The 15,106-nt window shown below is 71.2% G+C and carries 17 protein-coding genes; 15 read left to right on the forward strand and 2 right to left on the reverse strand.

Annotated features, from left to right (window positions below):
* The 7 genes from BJF79_RS62360 to BJF79_RS31405 all read left to right on the forward strand — a co-directional run.
* A partial coding sequence (locus tag BJF79_RS62360; protein WP_075902864.1) for an IS5/IS1182 family transposase occupies window positions 1–287 on the forward strand: 287 nt, incomplete at its 5' end.
* Window positions 288–707: 420 nt separating this feature from the next.
* A complete protein-coding gene (locus tag BJF79_RS31390) occupies window positions 708–1,547 on the forward strand; it encodes a reverse transcriptase domain-containing protein (RefSeq protein WP_075902866.1) in 840 nt (279 codons plus the stop codon).
* 1 nt (window position 1,548) lies between these two features.
* Window positions 1,549–2,565, forward strand: a complete 1,017-nt coding sequence (cas1, locus tag BJF79_RS31395) for a CRISPR-associated endonuclease Cas1 (protein WP_075902868.1) — start codon at window positions 1,549–1,551, stop codon at window positions 2,563–2,565.
* A 6-nt stretch (window positions 2,566–2,571) separates the two neighbouring features.
* Window positions 2,572–2,856, forward strand: coding sequence for a CRISPR-associated endonuclease Cas2 (locus BJF79_RS31400; RefSeq protein WP_075902870.1), 285 nt, complete (start codon window positions 2,572–2,574; stop codon window positions 2,854–2,856).
* The gene (locus BJF79_RS54100) at window positions 2,853–3,152 is read left to right on the forward strand and encodes a CRISPR-associated endonuclease Cas2 (RefSeq protein ID WP_143220455.1); all 300 of its coding nucleotides are present in this window, start codon (window positions 2,853–2,855) and stop codon (window positions 3,150–3,152) included. Before BJF79_RS31400 ends, BJF79_RS54100 begins: the two co-directional genes overlap by 4 nt.
* 105 nt (window positions 3,153–3,257) lie before the next feature.
* Complete coding sequence (locus BJF79_RS54105) at window positions 3,258–3,461, forward strand: hypothetical protein (RefSeq protein ID WP_143220456.1); 204 nt, start codon at window positions 3,258–3,260, stop codon at window positions 3,459–3,461.
* A 605-nt stretch (window positions 3,462–4,066) separates the two neighbouring features.
* Window positions 4,067–4,417: a hypothetical protein gene (locus BJF79_RS31405; protein WP_143220457.1), complete on the forward strand. Its 351-nt coding sequence runs from the start codon at window positions 4,067–4,069 to the stop codon at window positions 4,415–4,417.
* Window positions 4,418–5,158: 741 nt separating this feature from the next.
* Here BJF79_RS31405 and BJF79_RS31410 read toward each other — a convergent pair.
* Both BJF79_RS31410 and BJF79_RS56080 read right to left on the reverse strand, forming a co-directional pair.
* A complete protein-coding gene (locus tag BJF79_RS31410) occupies window positions 5,159–7,195 on the reverse strand; it encodes a TIGR03986 family CRISPR-associated RAMP protein (protein ID WP_262402813.1) in 2,037 nt (678 codons plus the stop codon).
* Window positions 7,173–7,313 (reverse strand): hypothetical protein, encoded by a 141-nt coding sequence (locus tag BJF79_RS56080; RefSeq protein ID WP_158079345.1) that lies wholly within the window; start codon window positions 7,311–7,313, stop codon window positions 7,173–7,175. The genes BJF79_RS31410 and BJF79_RS56080 overlap by 23 nt, the downstream gene beginning before the upstream one ends.
* A 247-nt stretch (window positions 7,314–7,560) precedes the next feature.
* Between BJF79_RS56080 and BJF79_RS62365 the strand changes: the two genes are divergently transcribed.
* From BJF79_RS62365 to BJF79_RS31445, 8 genes are all read left to right on the forward strand, one after another.
* Window positions 7,561–9,294, forward strand: a complete 1,734-nt coding sequence (locus BJF79_RS62365) for a Cas10/Cmr2 second palm domain-containing protein (RefSeq protein WP_143220458.1) — start codon at window positions 7,561–7,563, stop codon at window positions 9,292–9,294.
* On the forward strand, window positions 9,291–10,172 hold the full coding sequence (locus BJF79_RS31420; protein WP_262402801.1) for a type III-B CRISPR module-associated Cmr3 family protein: 882 nt from the start codon (window positions 9,291–9,293) through the stop codon (window positions 10,170–10,172). The genes BJF79_RS62365 and BJF79_RS31420 overlap by 4 nt, the downstream gene beginning before the upstream one ends.
* Window positions 10,172–10,366 carry a type III-B CRISPR module-associated protein Cmr3 gene (locus BJF79_RS62370; protein WP_262402802.1) on the forward strand — a complete coding sequence of 65 codons (195 nt, stop codon included), beginning with the start codon at window positions 10,172–10,174 and terminating at the stop codon, window positions 10,364–10,366. The genes BJF79_RS31420 and BJF79_RS62370 overlap by 1 nt, the downstream gene beginning before the upstream one ends.
* Complete coding sequence (gene cmr4, locus BJF79_RS31425) at window positions 10,363–11,256, forward strand: type III-B CRISPR module RAMP protein Cmr4 (RefSeq protein WP_262402803.1); 894 nt, start codon at window positions 10,363–10,365, stop codon at window positions 11,254–11,256. Before BJF79_RS62370 ends, cmr4 begins: the two co-directional genes overlap by 4 nt.
* Window positions 11,253–11,642, forward strand: coding sequence for a type III-B CRISPR module-associated protein Cmr5 (locus BJF79_RS31430; RefSeq protein ID WP_075902880.1), 390 nt, complete (start codon window positions 11,253–11,255; stop codon window positions 11,640–11,642). Before cmr4 ends, BJF79_RS31430 begins: the two co-directional genes overlap by 4 nt.
* Before the next feature lie 209 nt (window positions 11,643–11,851).
* On the forward strand, window positions 11,852–12,640 hold the full coding sequence (gene cmr6 / locus BJF79_RS31435; protein WP_083734276.1) for a type III-B CRISPR module RAMP protein Cmr6: 789 nt from the start codon (window positions 11,852–11,854) through the stop codon (window positions 12,638–12,640).
* 1 nt (window position 12,641) lies between these two features.
* On the forward strand, window positions 12,642–13,586 hold the full coding sequence (locus BJF79_RS31440) for a hypothetical protein (RefSeq protein ID WP_075902884.1): 945 nt from the start codon (window positions 12,642–12,644) through the stop codon (window positions 13,584–13,586).
* Entirely contained in the window at window positions 13,583–15,103 is a 1,521-nt protein-coding gene (locus tag BJF79_RS31445) for a hypothetical protein (RefSeq protein WP_075902886.1), read from the forward strand. Before BJF79_RS31440 ends, BJF79_RS31445 begins: the two co-directional genes overlap by 4 nt.
* The last annotated feature ends 3 nt before the right edge of the window (window positions 15,104–15,106 follow it).

Below are 15,106 nucleotides of genomic sequence, written 5' to 3' on the forward strand. Positions count from 1 at the left end.
GTCGGCGGAGGCCGGTCAAGGCCCGTGCCGACAAGGCATACCACTCCGCCGAGCATCTGTCGTGGCTGCGCGGACGGGGCATCGTGCCGCGCATCGCACGCCCGGGCATCGATTCCGGCGAACGGCTCGGACGCCACCGCTGGAAGATCGAACGGACCCTGGCCTGGCTGTTCGGCTACCGGCGGCTGACCGTCCGCTACGAACGCCACGGCCACCTCTTCAACGCCTTCCTCACCCTCGCCGCCGCCATCACCTGCTACAAGAAACTCGTCAAACTCTCCACGTGAGACATGCTCTAAATCTGGAACAGATTTGCAAGGTGTGGGGACGAGCACGAAGTACTGCCGGTGCGGGCGATCCTGGTTTCAATCTGGTGCAGTTCTGCCGGGTGCCGGGACCGGCCATGGCCTTCGGCGGCTACATCGCCGTGTTTCAATCTGGTGCAGTTCTGCCGGGTGCCGGGACAGCACCCCGATTTTCGGGCTTGTGACCTGCAGGTTTACAAGATCATGCGCCAACCTACTACGGAGCCGCCCCCGCAACCCATCAAAAACGATCTTGTTTTCGATGTCTTCACAGGTCACGCGGCATATCGAGGGTGTGCGCCAACCTCCCCCAAAACCGGGGGCAACAGAGGTTGGCGCGGTCGTCCATCGGTTACGGGCATGAGGACAACAAGGACGATCCGGGGTCGGCCCATCGAACGGATGGCGAGCGAGCCTGTGCTGTGGAACGCATGGTCGCGAGTGGCCGCGGGCAGCGGGATGCCAGGAGCGGACGGGGTCAGCGCGACCGCATTCGGCCGCGAGGTCGGGCCGCGTCTCGCGGCCCTGTCGCGGCTGCTGCTGGAGGGGCGTTACCAAGCGCAGCCATTGCGCCCCATCCCGGCTTCGCGCGGTGGAAGGGCGCGGGTTCGTGCCGTACCGACGATCTGCGACCGAGTCGTGCAGCGCGCCTTCCTCAACGTCTGCGGCGGACGCCTGCTTGGACGCTCCTCGGTGAGCTTCTCCTACCGGAAAGGCCGGTCGTGGCTGAACGCCGTCGAGCAGGTGCGGGCGTACCGGAACTCGGGACTGCATTGGGTCCTGCGCACTGACATAGCCGACTTCTTCGCGGAGATCGACCACGGCCTGCTCCTCACTCGTCTCCGGGAACGCTTCCGGGAATCGGCTCTCGTCGATCTCGTCGCCGACTGGATCAGCGCTCCCCTCCTCACTCCCGAAGGTATCGCAGAACGCGCGCGCGATCTGCCGGAAGGCGCCCCGGTGAGCCCTGCACTGGCGGAATTCTTCCTCACCGGTTTCGACCGTTCCGTAGACCACGGCCACGGCCGACTGATCCGTTACGCCGACGATCTCGCGGTCCTCTGCCCGACGCTCGACGACGCGATGGCCGCCCTCGGCACCATCGAGTCGGCGCTCACCGATCGCGGGTTGCGTATCAACCACGAGAAGACATCCATCTCCGACTTCGAGCACGGCTTCACCCTGCTCGGCTGGCAGTTCACCGGTCAGGACGTCCAGCCACTCGGAACGGAGGGCCACTGACATGACGGTGATCACCGGACGGCCGTTCCACGTCGTTGGGGCGGGCTGCTCCGTCGGGAAGCGCGGCGGACGGCTCGTGGCCTTCAAGGAGGGGCTGCCCCGGACATCCGCGCCGCTCACCATGATCTCGGAGGTACTGGTGTCCGGCCGCGTCCAGGTCTCGACGGCTGCGATGCATGCGCTGCTCGCCCACGACATCCCGCTCGTCCTTCTCACCGAGAACGGCAGGCCGCTCGGACGACTCGAACCACCGTCCGGTGCGCATGTCGACGCCCGCCGGGCGCAACTCGCCCTGCACACCGATCCGGCCGCACGCCTGGCCATGGCGCGGGCGGCCATCGTCGGCAAGATCCGCAACCAGCACGTGCTGCTGCGCCGCAGAGCCCGGCGCGCGCCCGACCCCGATGCAGTCTGGGAAGCCGCCCGCCGACTGTCGATCCTGGAGAGCCGCGCCACTACCTGCGAGAGCATCCCTGCGGTCATGGGCATGGAGGGCGGCGCCGCCGGCATCTACTACCGCGCAATACGGACGTTCGTCGACCCAACGCTCGGATGCACCCGCCGCGACCGGCAAGGCAGGGACGTGGTGAACGCACTCACCAACTACTGTTCGGCACTCCTTCGGGAGACCGTCGTCTCCGGCATTCTCGCGGCCGGACTCGACCCGTTCGTCTCGTTCCTGCACGAGCCCGCCCGCGGCAGACCGACCCTCGCCTTCGACCTGATGGAGGAGTGGCGGCCTGTCCTACTGGACGCGACGGTACTGGCCCTCATCGGGCTGAAGTCCGTCACCACCTCCGACCTGGAGGACGGCGGAGCTGGACGGCCGCTGCTCTCCCCCGACGCCCGTGCCCGGATCGTCGAACGCTTCCACGCCCGGCTGGCCGCCCCCGCCCGCGGATGGCCCGAGCCGCCCAGCCGCCGAACCTACCGCGACCAGGTGCGAGCTCAGTGCACCGCATTGCGCACGTGGATCCTCAGCCGATCCGACGAGTACGAGCCGTTCGTCTGGAGGTGACCGGTGTTGGATGAGAGCCGCCTGCCCTGGCTCGTCACGTTCGACGTGGGCGAGGATCGTGCCCGCCGAGCCGTCCACAAGGCCCTGTCTCGCTACGGCCCGCGCGTGCTGAACACCGTCTACGAGATCGGCGCCTACCCCTCCGAACTCGACAGGACCCTGCACAGCCTGGCGGAACGGCTACACCCCGAAGACCACTTGCTGGCGCTTCCGCGATGCCGGCATTGCGGCAGCGCGTTCCGGGGCGGCACCGCCGAGCCCGCCGCGCCGTCCGGCTGGGTCACCCGGTGAAGGCGCCGATCGTCGTCTGCTACGACGTCTACGACGATGTACGTCGCGCCCGCCTCCGCGAAGCGCTCAGCGGAATCGCCGACCGCTTCCAGCAGAGCGGCTGGCTCGTCCCGTCCCATCCGCCCGGCCCCGGCCTCGGAGCCGAACAACTCGCCACCCTCCTGAGCGGCCCGCTGCACCCCATCGATCGCCTGCGCCTCTACGCACCTTGCCCGGCCTGCAGGCAGCGCGCCCGAACGTTGCCGACCACTTCCCGCGAAATACTACTTCCTCGTGCCGCATGGATAGCGCACTGACAAGCACATAACACACAACTGCGGGGCCTCATGTCAAGAGAGGCCCCGCATGCCTTTTTGAGGTCTACATACTCAATCTGAAGCAGTTCTGCCGGGCGCGGGGACATGAACACGCTGAAGAACGGCGTCAACTACGTCCGTTTCAATCTGATGCAGTTCTGCGGGGCGCGGGACGCAAGAACTCCAGCACTGTCGGAGCGGCCCAGTTTCAATCTGATGCAGTTCTGCGGGGCGCGGGGACAGCACCCCGATTTTCGGGCCTATGACCTGCAGGTTCACAAGATCATGCGCCAACCTCCCACGGGGTAGTCCCTTGGACACAGGGAAGTCGGTCTTCACTGATGCATCTTCGCAGGTCAGAGGGTGATTCCAGTTCCGCGTCAACCTCCCCCGAGATCAAGCCCCAGAGGGGTTGGCACGAATGTGCCGGGAGAGCAGCAGACAAACCTCGTCTGGCTCGGCGTGATGGGGCGGTCGCATGGCGAGGTCGTATCCGCAGATTTCTCGTGCCGTCCTGGTCGACGACTCGGAGCCTGTAAGGCTTCGGCCGTCCATTCGGTTCTCCGACGGTACCGAGTCCCGGGCGGTCGCGGCAGGCAAGCGTTCGGTCTCGGCCGGTTGTGGACGAGGGGAGCCTCGCGCAGGGTCACACAGACGGTGCAGGTGGTTGGTGGTTCCCCGCCCGCGTACGCGGGCGGGGAACCACCAACCAGCTCGTCACCGGCTACGGGTGTTAACGAGCCCGCCGTGGCGTCCTAATGAGTTCGTCGGTCCAGTCGAGGCCTGCCTCGGCGACGAGGGTGGCCAGATTTCGGACGGCGGCTTCGGCGGTTCCCGCGTCGAGGCCGAGGAACCGGCGTGCGGCGCGGATGGGGTCGGCCTGGCGGCCGGCGGCCACGTTGCAGATCTCGGCGATGACGAGGCGGACGTTCCGTCGACGCGCCTTCCTCTCCAGCTCGGCGCGGGCGTGGACGCGGTCGGGCGCGGCCTTCGGGGCGGGGCGCGGGGTCGGAGAGGTCGGCGGGCAGAGCGGACGGCTCGTCGCGGGTGAGGTTGCCGTCGTAGAAGTCCGGACGGACGGTGCGCAGCTTGCGCAGCGCGCCGTTCAGCCGGGCGGCGGCCTCCTTGAGCTCGAGGCCGAGCCGTTCGGATACGTGGGCGGGGACCTCGAACGGGTCCGGGCAACCGCGCCGGGTCCGGGAGATGGCGATCAGCAGCAGTTCGACGTCCACCGGGTTCTGGCGAATGGGGCCGCCCAGCGGTAGTGGACGAGCTGGGCGCGGGTGGCCCGCTGCCAGTGGGGCTCCAAGGGGGTCGGGGACGGCCGCAACACCGGCCGAACGCGGCGGCATCCTCGTGGGCCGCCTGCCCGGACGTGATGTGCCCGCACGGTTCGACCATCTCGCCGCCATCCTGAACGACCCACTACGCCCCGTCGACCGCCTTCGCCCTTGAGCGGCCTGCGCTCGACGGGCACGAGCGCTGCCGACCCATCCCGCGAAATGCCGCTCCCCGCACACGGGTGGATGGCGCGCTGACATTCACGTAACGCGTAGCCGTGGGGCCTTCCCTCAGGAGAGCCCCCTTCCTTGCTACACCGTTATCGCTTCCATCTCGATCGCCCCACCAATCTGATGCAGTTCAACAGGAGCCAGAGGTTCTTTAATTCGATGATAAACGAGGAACCTTAGTGTCAATCTGATGCAGTTATAGGGAAGGGCAGAACCTTTGATCATATAACCCTGACCTACGAGTTTGCGAGATCATGTGCCGACCACCCGCAGAGCCCCTTCACAGGTGAGGCAAGGTTGATTTTCAGCCCTACATCTTCACAAGTCAAGGGAAGTGCCCTCGCGGGCACCAACCTTCCTCGAAAACGAGGCCTGGCGAGGTTGGCGCAGGTGTGTGGAGAGAGCGACAGAGGAACCTCCTCCGGATCGATGTGATGCGGCGGTTGCATGGCGGCTCGTTTTCGTGTCTCTCGTGGACCGGCCTGATTGTGTTGTTCAGGCGTCGTAGGTGTCCAGGGGGTTGTTCCCGGCTTCACCTGGTGCGGGGAGAGAGCGTCCGCGCCCTCGGACGACCTCGCCGCCTCTCATCCTCTCATTCTGCGAGAACCATTCATAGGACAAACCGCGGGGGTCTGGCGGGGTCGGGCCGCCGGGCCGCAGCTTCTTCGGGCGGGTGCGGGGGTAGTGGACGGGAAGGTCGGCGAGGCCCGCGGCCGCTTGGAGGAACGCCTCCTGCGCCTTGCGCAACTCGGGGACGGCCCGGCTGCTCTCCTCGAAGGCCGCACGGAGCTCGTCCCAGTCGGCGGGGTTCGGGGCGGGCAGGTTCCCGGCGAGGGTGCGGTAGTGGGCCTGCCAGACGTCGCCGCGGTGCAGGGACGTGCCGGACGGTTCGAGGTCGAGCCGGACGCTGCCGAAGCCCAGCGGCTTGCCGAGGCCGACCCGGTGGAAGCGGTCCTCGGGGAGCGTCAGCAGCCACAGCAGCGCGCCGAGTTCGGTGCCGTCGAGGTCGCGGACCTTGATGGTGAACGTGAACTCCGATCCCCGGTCGACCCAGCCCTGGACGGAGCGGTTCTGGTTGTCGCGCTGGTCGCTGGTCGTCCTGAAGGCGCGTCCGTCCTGGCTCAGCACGGGGACCGGGCTGTTGCCGCCGGCGGCCTCGCGCGGCCTCCGGTACTCGCGGAAGCCCTTGTCGTTGATGAGCCGCTGGGTCGGGTCCTCGGGCCCCTTCGGCTGCTTCCAGTAGGTCTTGTCGTCGGCGACGGCGCGGTGGTGCCAGTAGAACTTGCGTCCGCGCAGGCCGCGTTCCCGCCCCTGGAAGATCTCTCCCTTCGGCATGCCGTCGCGGAGGGGGACGTCGGGCCGGTCGGGGTCGTCGGCCAGGTAGAAGCGGCCCTGCGCCGGTTTGGGTTGGCCGAGGATCGACAGCGGCAGGCCATCGCCCTCGAACTCCGTCGTCGTGGCGGGCCCGCAGGTGACGTTCCTGATGCGCAGCCGTCCCCGGTAGGCGGACGGACGGGTCCCCGCGCCCTCGGGCGCGACCCAGCCGAACACCCGGTCGGCCGGGGACAGTTCGTCGAAGGCGGACGCCGGGTGCAGGCTGTCCGGGAGCATGTCGGACGGAACGCCGCCGACGTCCCGGGGGATCATCACCGGGTACAGACCGACGATGTCGCCCCGTTCCTTCTTCGCCCAGCAGAGCGTTCCCCGCGTCAGCCGCGCCCGCTCCTTGTCGTGGATGTGCGGGCTCAGTTCGACTTCGCCGATCGAGTCCGCTCGCCACTCGTCCGGCCGCTTGCCGTCCTTGCGCTGCGGGATCTCGTCCTCGTGCTGGTCGCGGTAGCTCTTCATCAGGTCGCGCCACCGCTTGCACTGGCCGTGCAAGGTGACGCGCGTTGGCCTTTCGGTGCTGAAGAAGAGCCGTTCGTGCGTCTTGCCGATGGCGTTGCGTCCCGTCACGCAGGCGATCCCGGCGGCGACCCGCTCCCCCGGGCCTGCCGGGGCAAGGTTCCCTTCGCCGAGGGGAATCACTTCGGTGACCGTCCACGGCCCGCGGAACTGGTTGCCCCGGGGGTTGCGCATCGACGGCCTGACCAGACGGGCGCGCACGGGGTCGCCGTGCCGCGGCCGTTCCCCCGAGGGATAGGTGACGGGCGGGACGTCGTAGGCCGGCAACCGCGCGACCTCGTAGAGGTCCACTTCGATCTCGTCGGCGTCCTCGTCGACAGACGCGACCCGGACCGGGAACATTCCGTTGTCCCGGTCGATGATGCGGGCGTCGTCGGCGATGCGGCGCCAGCCGAGCGGGTCGTCGTGGCCGGTGAAGACGCCGAACCGGGACCCGGTGACCGCCTCGTACGCCGACCGCAGCATGCCCTTGACCGACGTCGCGGGCAGGTGCGGCTGCCGTCCCGCGTGAGCAACGGGTAGGTCAGATGCCCCTCGATGCCGCGATCCGCAACGGACGCGCGGGCCGTGTCGAGCAGCAGCAGCGGCGTCCGGACGGTCAGCCTCACCGCGATCGACCCCGTCCAGCGGTCCGGGTGGAGCCGGTCGTGCCCGGCGGCGCGGCGTCGGCGAACGCCTCCGGCAGCCCGTCGCGGGGGAACGCGGGGACGAACGTGTACGGGTTCAGGAAGGGCTCGCGCGGCATACGTGACGTCCTCGCTCCGGGGCCGGTTCTCGCATGTATCCGATGGACGAGACCAAGCCAACCAAATGTCCGTCGGTCGACTCACCGTGATGTCCGCTTGCCCACCGCTCGTTTCAGCAGCTCGTGATACGAGCCCGGCTTCCTGTCCGGTAGCGGTCACGAGCAGATCGTGCATCGGGAGAGTGAGCAACAGTTCACCGGACGAGGATGTTCACGGTGCCCATACAGGAGATCGGGGGTGTGGGACGTGACCGAGGACGGGGACCTCATCGTGCTGGCGCTCGGCGGGGTGCAGGCGTTCATCGGCGAGTCGCGAACCACGGCGGACCTCGCGGCGGCGAGCGGGATGCTCTCCTCACTGGCCGCGGAGGCGGCCAGGGTCGTCGGGAAGTCCGGGGGGACTCTCGTGTTCCCCGAGCACACCGAAGAGGGCGGCAAGCCTAACCGCGTCGTGGCGCTGACACCGCGCGGCAGCGGTGCGGCGGTGGCCGGACGGGCGGCGGACGCCGTCCGGGAGATGTGGGCGGCCCAGGTGCGCCAGGTGTTCGGCGAGAGCGCCGGAGCTCCGGCCGATACGCCCGGTTTCCCGGACGTGAGCTGGGTGTGCGTACCCGGTGACCGCGGCGACTACGCGGTGAAGTGGGACCTGGCGCGGCGGGCGCTGGCGGCGCGGCGGGGCGTGCGCGCGTTCGGCGCGGTGACCGAGGAGGGGCGGGCTCCGTGCTCGCTGAGTCCGCGGTGGGCGTCGAGCCCGCCGCCGCCGAAGGCGCGCAAACATCACCGCGAGGAGCAGTTGAGCCGGGCGAACTGGGTGAAGCGGCAGCACGGGCTGTCGGAGGACGGGACGCGGTTCCCGTCCACCTACGCCATCGCGTCGGCGCGATTCCGGAGCGAGGTCGACGCGCGCTGGGACGCCGATGGGGTGGCGGACGCCGTCCGGGCGTTGCGCGACGTGGTGCGCGGGCTCGGCGGGCAGCGGGAGACGCCGGTGCCCGGGTTGGCGTCCGGCCACGGCGTGGACCGGCTGCGGGTCTGGCTCGCCGAGTCCGCCGGGGCCTGGGTATACCCCGAGCGGTGGCGGGAGGGGATCGTCGCGGAGGCGGCCCCGGACGCGTCCAAGAGCGATGCCGCGGCCATCGCCGAACGGGGCGCGCGGGCCGCCGGGAACCTGCTCGAGCGGATGCGGGCGCACGGCGTCCCCCGTCCCGCGATCTATCTCGCCGTGGTCGTCCAGGATCTGGACGACATGGGCCGCTTCCTCTCCAGGCCGTCCGTCACCGTCGAGGCGCACCAGGACGTGTCGCGGCGCCTGATCGGGCTCGCCGGGCGGCAGACGGCCGCGCTGCGCGGCCGCGAACTGCTGGGCGTGCCGGTGTACGCGGGCGGCGACGACCTGCTGGCGCTGGCCCCGGCGGCGACTGCGCTGGCGACCGCCGCCGAGGTGCACCGGCTCGCCGCCGAGACGTCCGATCTGCCCACGGCCAGTACCGCGGTGCTCTATTTCCACTACCACGCGCAGTTGCGTCATGTGCTGGTCGAGGCGCAGCGGCTGCTGCGGGAGGCCAAGGACGGTGTGCCGGGCAAGCACGCGCTCGCGGTCGGTTTCCTGCGCCGGTCCGGGTTCCGCGAGGAGTCGATCCAGCCGTGGACGCCGACGACCTCGGGGCACTCGCCGGAGGGCCTTTTTGAGTGGTTGGGCCGGAGCGGGGAGTTCACGCTGTCGCCGCGGCTGGTGACGGTGCTGGAACGGGACGCCGGCGAGCTGCAAAGCCTGCGGGACACGGTGTACGAGGCCGAGCTGCGGCGGCTGGTCGGGCGGCACGCGGACGGCGGGACGTCCGCCGCGCGGGACGCATGGTCGGCGGAGGCCGGGCGCGCGCTGGTGGAGCTCGGGGATCGGGAGCATTCGGCCGGACGGCATGGTCGGCGTCCCGCGCCGGTGGCCCGGGTGGGGGTCTTCCAGCGGCAGGAGGCGCGGTGACGGTGCAGCGGTGGCTGGCGTTCACGCCGCGGGACACGGTGACCGTCCGGGACGGACGGTCGTTCCAGGCGGGGACCGACAGCAGTGCGGAGACCGTCCGCCCGTGGCCGAGCACCATTGCGGGCGCGGTGCGGACGGCGTACGGGAAGGAGCCCGAAGCCGTCCGGGGGCCGGTGCTGGCGCGGCGCACCGGCACGGGCGGGTGGGAGCCGTACCTGCCGATGCCCGCCGACGTGGTGCGTCCGCCGGGAAGCACGCGGGCGCGGCTGCTGCGCCCCCACCCGGAGCTCGCCGGGATCGCCACAGACCTCGGCGAGGGGCTGCTGGCGCCGCCGGACACGGTCGGGAAGGTCGAGGAGGTGCAGGGGTGGGTGCCGGGCGCCCGGTTCACCGACTACCTGCACGGCACGATCCGTCCCGCGGGCTTCGACCTCGACGAGACGCTCCGTCCCTACGGCGCGGGCCGGGACCCGCTCGTCCCCGAACGGCGCGTCGGCCTGGCCCGCACCGGCGGCCGGACGGCGCGGGAGGGGTTCCTGTATCAGTCCACGCACCTGCGTCCCCTGGACGGCTGGTCGTTCCTGGCGTGCAACGACGTGCCGGAGGACGGCGACTGGACGCCGCGGGGCCCGACCCCGTTCGGCGGGCGCGGCAGGCTCGCCGACGTGGCCGAGGTCTCCGGCGTCGACTGGCCCGCGGCGCCCACGACGTTCCCGGACGGCCGGGTGCTGGTCTACCTGGCCACGCCCGCGCTGTGGCCGGGCGGGTGGCGGCCGGAGACGCCCGCGGGAGCCGAACTGGTGGGGGCGGCGGTGCCGACGCCGCGTCCCGTCGCGACCGCGTCCCCGCGCGAGGCGCGGCGCGCGGCGCACGGCTGATGTCCACGGTCGCCCTGCGGTGGGCCGTCCCCGCCGGGGCCGTCTACCTGCTGCGCTTCGTCGACCCCGCCCGCGCGGCCGCGTGGGCCCGGGAGCGGCACGCCCGTCCGTGGGGGCCTCCGGCGGCGACCCGCCTCGACACGGCCGGATTCGGCATCGCGCTCATCGGAACATGGAAAGGACCCGGCTCGTGACCCGACCGGTAGAAATGCTTCTCCTGCTGTACGCGGAATCGCCGGTCCACGCCGGGGCGAACGAGAGCATCGACGTCATCGACCTGCCGATCCAGCGGGAGGCGTCCACCGGGTATCCGGTGATCTGGGGGCAGAGCCTCAAGGGAGCGCTCCGGCAGGCCGCCGAGGACGCCCAGCGGGCGGGCGGCTCGGCGTGGACGGCGCAGCTCGTGCGGCAGGTGTTCGGTTCGGCCGTCGGCACCGACGGCGAGGAGTCCGCGGCGGGACTGCTGATGGTCGGCGACGCCCAGCTCGTCGCGATGCCGGTTCCCGCGCTGCGGCGCACGTTCGCCTGGGTGACGTCCGGCATGGCGCTGGCGCGGCTCGCCCGCAAGTACCGGACGCTCGGCCGGCCGATCCCGCCGACTCCCGCCGTCGCGCCCGATCGGGGCCTGGCCGCCGGGGCCGCCTGGACGACGATGGACCAGCAGGTGCTCGGCCCGTGCGTCGTCCCGCTGGAGACGAGCGAGGAAGTGAAGCAGTGGGCCGGACGTCTCGCCGCCGACGCGATCGGCCCCGCCGACGACCCCGTCACGGGCCACTTCCACGACAAGTTCGTCCAGGACCTGTTGCTCGTCGGCGACGACACCATGCCGCAGCTTGTGCGCGAGTGCACCGAGCTGAACGCGCGGGTGCAGCTCGACGACGGGAAGACCGTCGCGCACGGCCCGTTCTACAGCGAGTACCTCCCGGCCGAAACCGTCCTGGCGGCGTCCCTGACGCTGCGCGAACCCTCGGACGCGTCCCGGGCTGCCGTGCGCGAACTCCTAGGCGGCGCGCCACTGCAGGTCGGCGGCGACGAGACCCTCGGCAAGGGCCTCATGTGGGCGCGGCTGGAGGAGGCCGGATGAGCGGGCGGACCGAGCAGCAGATGGCCGCGACGGCCGCGGAGCTGCTGCCGAGCCCCGTGACCAGGGAGCTGCGGACGCGGTACCGGGCGCTGCCGGTGATGCTGCGAACGTCCGGGCTGGCGGCGACGTACGCCTACATCGCCGCCAAGGGCAACGGCGACGACCGGCTCGCCGACGCCTACGCCCGGGTCGCCCGGGGTATCCGGGACCGGTTGCGGTCGCAGGGGCTGCTGTCCCCCGAGGACACCGCCGACCACCGGGCGGTACTCCGCGCCCTCGGCGCGATGGACACGCCGGTGTACCTGCGGGCGGCCGCAGAGGTGTCCGCGCTCACCATCTGGATGAGCCGCCTCGCCGACGCCCTCCACCAGCGGGACGGGTCATGAGCGACGACGGACGACCGAGGCCGCGGCCACCGCGGATGCCGCCCCGACCGGGGCCGCCTCGGCGGCGGCAGCCGGGAGCGGGCCCTGGCGGAGGTCAGCCCCCTCCGAACGCGCCGCACGGGCCACCGCCCGGGGCGGCACCGCAGGGGCCGGGACGCCAGCAGGCCGTCGGACCGCTGGGCCGGGTCATCGGCCGCGACGACGTCCGGTTGCACAGCGCGCCGGGCGTCGGCCTGGGGGCGGGGGCCAACGCGCTGATCCTGCTGCACCGCGTCGTTTTCGTCGACGACGAAGGCTCCATCGACAAGCGCGGCGGCGACCTGCTGCTGAAGTGGGCCGCCGTGGAAGGGCTCGGCCAAGAGCCCGGGCTGCTCCAGCGGGTCTCCGCGCGGCGGACGGCGATGCTGGACGCGCTACGGGCGCGGGGCGCGGGTGTCGCACGGCTGCGCGTCCGTCCGGAATGGCGGATGGCGGTCGGGCTGGGCAACCGCGCCAACCCGCACGAGATCGGCCTGTCGCTGCACGGCACCTACGGCTGGCCCGTCATCCCCGGTTCGACGCTGAAGGGGATGACGGCGGCGTGGGCCCGGCGGTCCGGGGGCGCGGACATCGAGCGGATCTTCGGGTCGCCGCGTCCGGGCGTAGACGCCCGCGAAGCGGCGCGGCAGGGCACGGTGCGGTTCCTCGACGCCCTCCCCGCGGACGAGCCGGTCACCGTGACCGTCGACGTGGTGACTCCGCACGCCCAGCCGTACTACGGCTCCGCGAACAACGGGGCGTCCGGTTCCGGCGTCGTCGCGCCCGCCGAGCATCACAACCCGATCCCGAGCATGTTCCTCACCGTTTCCGGCGGACTGTTCGCCGTCGACCTGACGGGCCCGGCGGACGACGTCCGCCAGGCTGCACGGTGGTGCCGCGAGGCATTCGACGAGCTGGGCGTGGGCGCCAAGACGGCGGCGGGCTACGGCTATGCGAACGCGATGACCGCGGAAGGATGACATGGCCATCTACCTGATCTCGGTCGGCGGGAGCATCCTGAACTTCGTGCGGAACCCCTCCTCGCGGCTGGACGACGCGGTCGCCGACCGGGTCGCCCTGGCGGCCGGGGAGATCGGCGAACTCGCGAACGCCCCGTCGTCCGAGCAAGTCTCGGCGACGCTCTCGCGCTGGCTGTCGAAGGAGGGGGCCGCCGAGGCGGCGGCCCTGTGCGAGAGGCTCGCGCCCGGGCAATGGCCGTCGAGTGCGAGCGCCGAGCTCAGCACCTTCGAGAAGGCGGGCAGGTTGCGGGCGCGGCTGACGCGCGGCAGCACGGCGGTACTGATCACCTCCGACACGCCCGTCGGGTTGGTCTCGTCCCTGCTGAACGCGCTGGCCCTGACCGGCGGCGACCCCGCACGCGTCCGGTACCTGCCGGACCTGCCGGACTCCTTCGCCGGCCTGAAGGGCACCGTGGTGATCGCCCGGGTGCCCGGGCTGGACACGAGCCACAGCGACGGCTTCCGAGCCGCCATGGCCTACCTGGGGCACCTTGGCCGCGGGCTGCTGGCCGCCCACGGGTTGCTGCGGGAGGGCCGGACGGGCGAGCACTTCGAGCTGGACGAAAACGTCCGGTTCTACCTGTCCGGCGGCTTCAAGGCGACGATCCCCTACCTGATCGGGCTGGCGGAAGGGATGCGGTCGCTCACGAAGGCGACGGTCTCCGCGTGCGTCCTGTTCGAGGCCACCTCCCGGACCATCGACCTGCCACTGCGCCGACTGCCCCGCACGGTGGTCACCAAGGAACTCGAGCGGTTCTCGGCGGGCAACGCCACCGACCGGCAGCCCTACAGCGATGTCCTGGAGGGGTACGCCTACGAGCGCGCCGACGACGGTGCGGGCTGGGAGCTCACACCGTTCGGCGCGGGGCTGCAGGCCCTGTACGGCATGCGCAACGAAGCACAGTGACGGCCGCCGACCCGCTGGAACTGGCCGAGCGGCTGTCCGGTGGCGTCCTCGCCGCCGCCCGGGCGAACCGCTCGCCGGAGGCGCCGGGGACGGACGAGCGAGTGCTGGACCAACTCGTCACCGCCTGCCGGGCGCCGGACGCCGTCGACCTGCTCGGGCTCCCGGACCGCACCGCGAGCCTCCCCGACCTCCTCCGTGAGACCCGGTCCTCTCCCCCGACGCCCGCCGAGATCGCCGGTGTGATCGACCGCCTGACCGGGCTGCTGGCTCGCGATCGTCCGCTGCTGCTGGCCGTCCTGTTCTCGCCCGGCTCGCTGCTGAAGCGGCTGCCGGAGATCGCCGGGGAGGACGGCTGGTCCGAGCTGTGCTGGGTGCTGCTGTGCTGGCTTTCCGAAGCAGCCTGGGACTGCGTGTCCGCGCCCACCCGAGAGGCCGACCGGCGACATTTCCTCCCGCTCGCCGCCCGGCTGCGCTTCCTCGTGCTCAGCGAGCCGATGCGCCACCGCGCCGACATGAACAGCCCCTGGCTGGAGCACTACGCCCCCGAACTGGCGAACCATTACGACGTGTACGCGGCCGCCTTCGGTGAAGACACCTGGTTCGACCTGCTCGGCCGGTGCCGGGAAGCAAGGTGGAACTGGCAGGCGCAGCTCGACGCCCACCAGACCGCGCCACTGCTCGCCCAGGCGGGCGCCTCCGAGATCGAACGGGAACTGGGCCTGCTGGCGTTCCGGACGGGCCGCGCCGGACGTCCGCTGGTCCTGTCCCCGAAGCCACTGGACGAGTCGGATGGGGTCGGCGCGGACGACCGGGCCGTCATCGCGGAGATCACCGACCGGCACCTGCTGCCCCGCTTCCAGCTCGGCAGGGTCCTCGCCCTGGCCTCGGCCGCTCCGCTGCGGTGGTCGCTCGCCCTGACCGTCCTGCCGTTGGCTCCGGCGGCCGCCGCCGTCACGCTCGCCATCCTGGGTCGCTTCACCGCGGCGGCACAGACAGCGCTCGGCTGCTACGCGCTGATCGGACTCGTCACGGTCGTGGGCGGAGCGCGGATGTCCGCGCTGTGGCTGCTGCGGGTTCCCGCCGCGTCCGCAGTGGGCCTCGTCGTGCTCCTCGCCCTGCATCCGACCTGGTGGAACGTTCCCAAAGGCGGGTGGGGAACGCCGCTGGCGTTACTGGCGCTGTCGTTCGGTTACCTGGTGATCGAGGTCCGCAACCACGGAGTCGCCGCGGGACGGGCGATCGCACGCGCATCCGTGGTCACGGTGATCGGGGCGCTGCACGCATTCCTCGTCTCCCTCATCGGCCTGGTGGTCATCGCGCCCGCGTACGCCGAACGTCCCGACAACGGCCCGCGGATCGCCGACTGGTTCGCCTCGGCCCCGCACAGCACGTCCTGGCAACTGCTCACCCTCGCCGCCGCGCTCTGTCTCGCGGTGGGGGTGTTCTCGCAAATCCTGTGGGAGGACCGGCCCATCACCGCCTCCCTCGCGCACACCAACTGGCGATCAGGGAGCTGACCC

The sequence above is a fragment of the Actinomadura sp. CNU-125 genome (assembly GCF_001942465.1).
In the GTDB taxonomy this organism is placed as follows: Bacteria; Actinomycetota; Actinomycetes; order Streptosporangiales; family Streptosporangiaceae; genus Spirillospora.

Excerpts from the sequence above, each read along its gene's own strand:
- BJF79_RS31440 (WP_075902884.1), top strand. The coding sequence starts at position 12,642 with ATGGCCATCTACCTGATCTCGGTCGGCGGGAGCATCCTGAACTTCGTG.
- BJF79_RS56080 (WP_158079345.1), bottom strand. The coding sequence starts at position 7,313 with ATGCCGCGCGAGCCCTTCCTGAACCCGTACACGTTCGTCCCCGCGTTC.
- BJF79_RS31430 (WP_075902880.1), top strand. The coding sequence starts at position 11,253 with ATGAGCGGGCGGACCGAGCAGCAGATGGCCGCGACGGCCGCGGAGCTG.
- BJF79_RS31405 (WP_143220457.1), top strand. The coding sequence starts at position 4,067 with ATGACGAGGCGGACGTTCCGTCGACGCGCCTTCCTCTCCAGCTCGGCG.
- cas1 (WP_075902868.1), top strand. The coding sequence starts at position 1,549 with ATGACGGTGATCACCGGACGGCCGTTCCACGTCGTTGGGGCGGGCTGC.
- BJF79_RS54105 (WP_143220456.1), top strand. The coding sequence starts at position 3,258 with ATGAACACGCTGAAGAACGGCGTCAACTACGTCCGTTTCAATCTGATG.
- BJF79_RS31390 (WP_075902866.1), top strand. The coding sequence starts at position 708 with ATGGCGAGCGAGCCTGTGCTGTGGAACGCATGGTCGCGAGTGGCCGCG.
- BJF79_RS62370 (WP_262402802.1), top strand. The coding sequence starts at position 10,172 with ATGTCCACGGTCGCCCTGCGGTGGGCCGTCCCCGCCGGGGCCGTCTAC.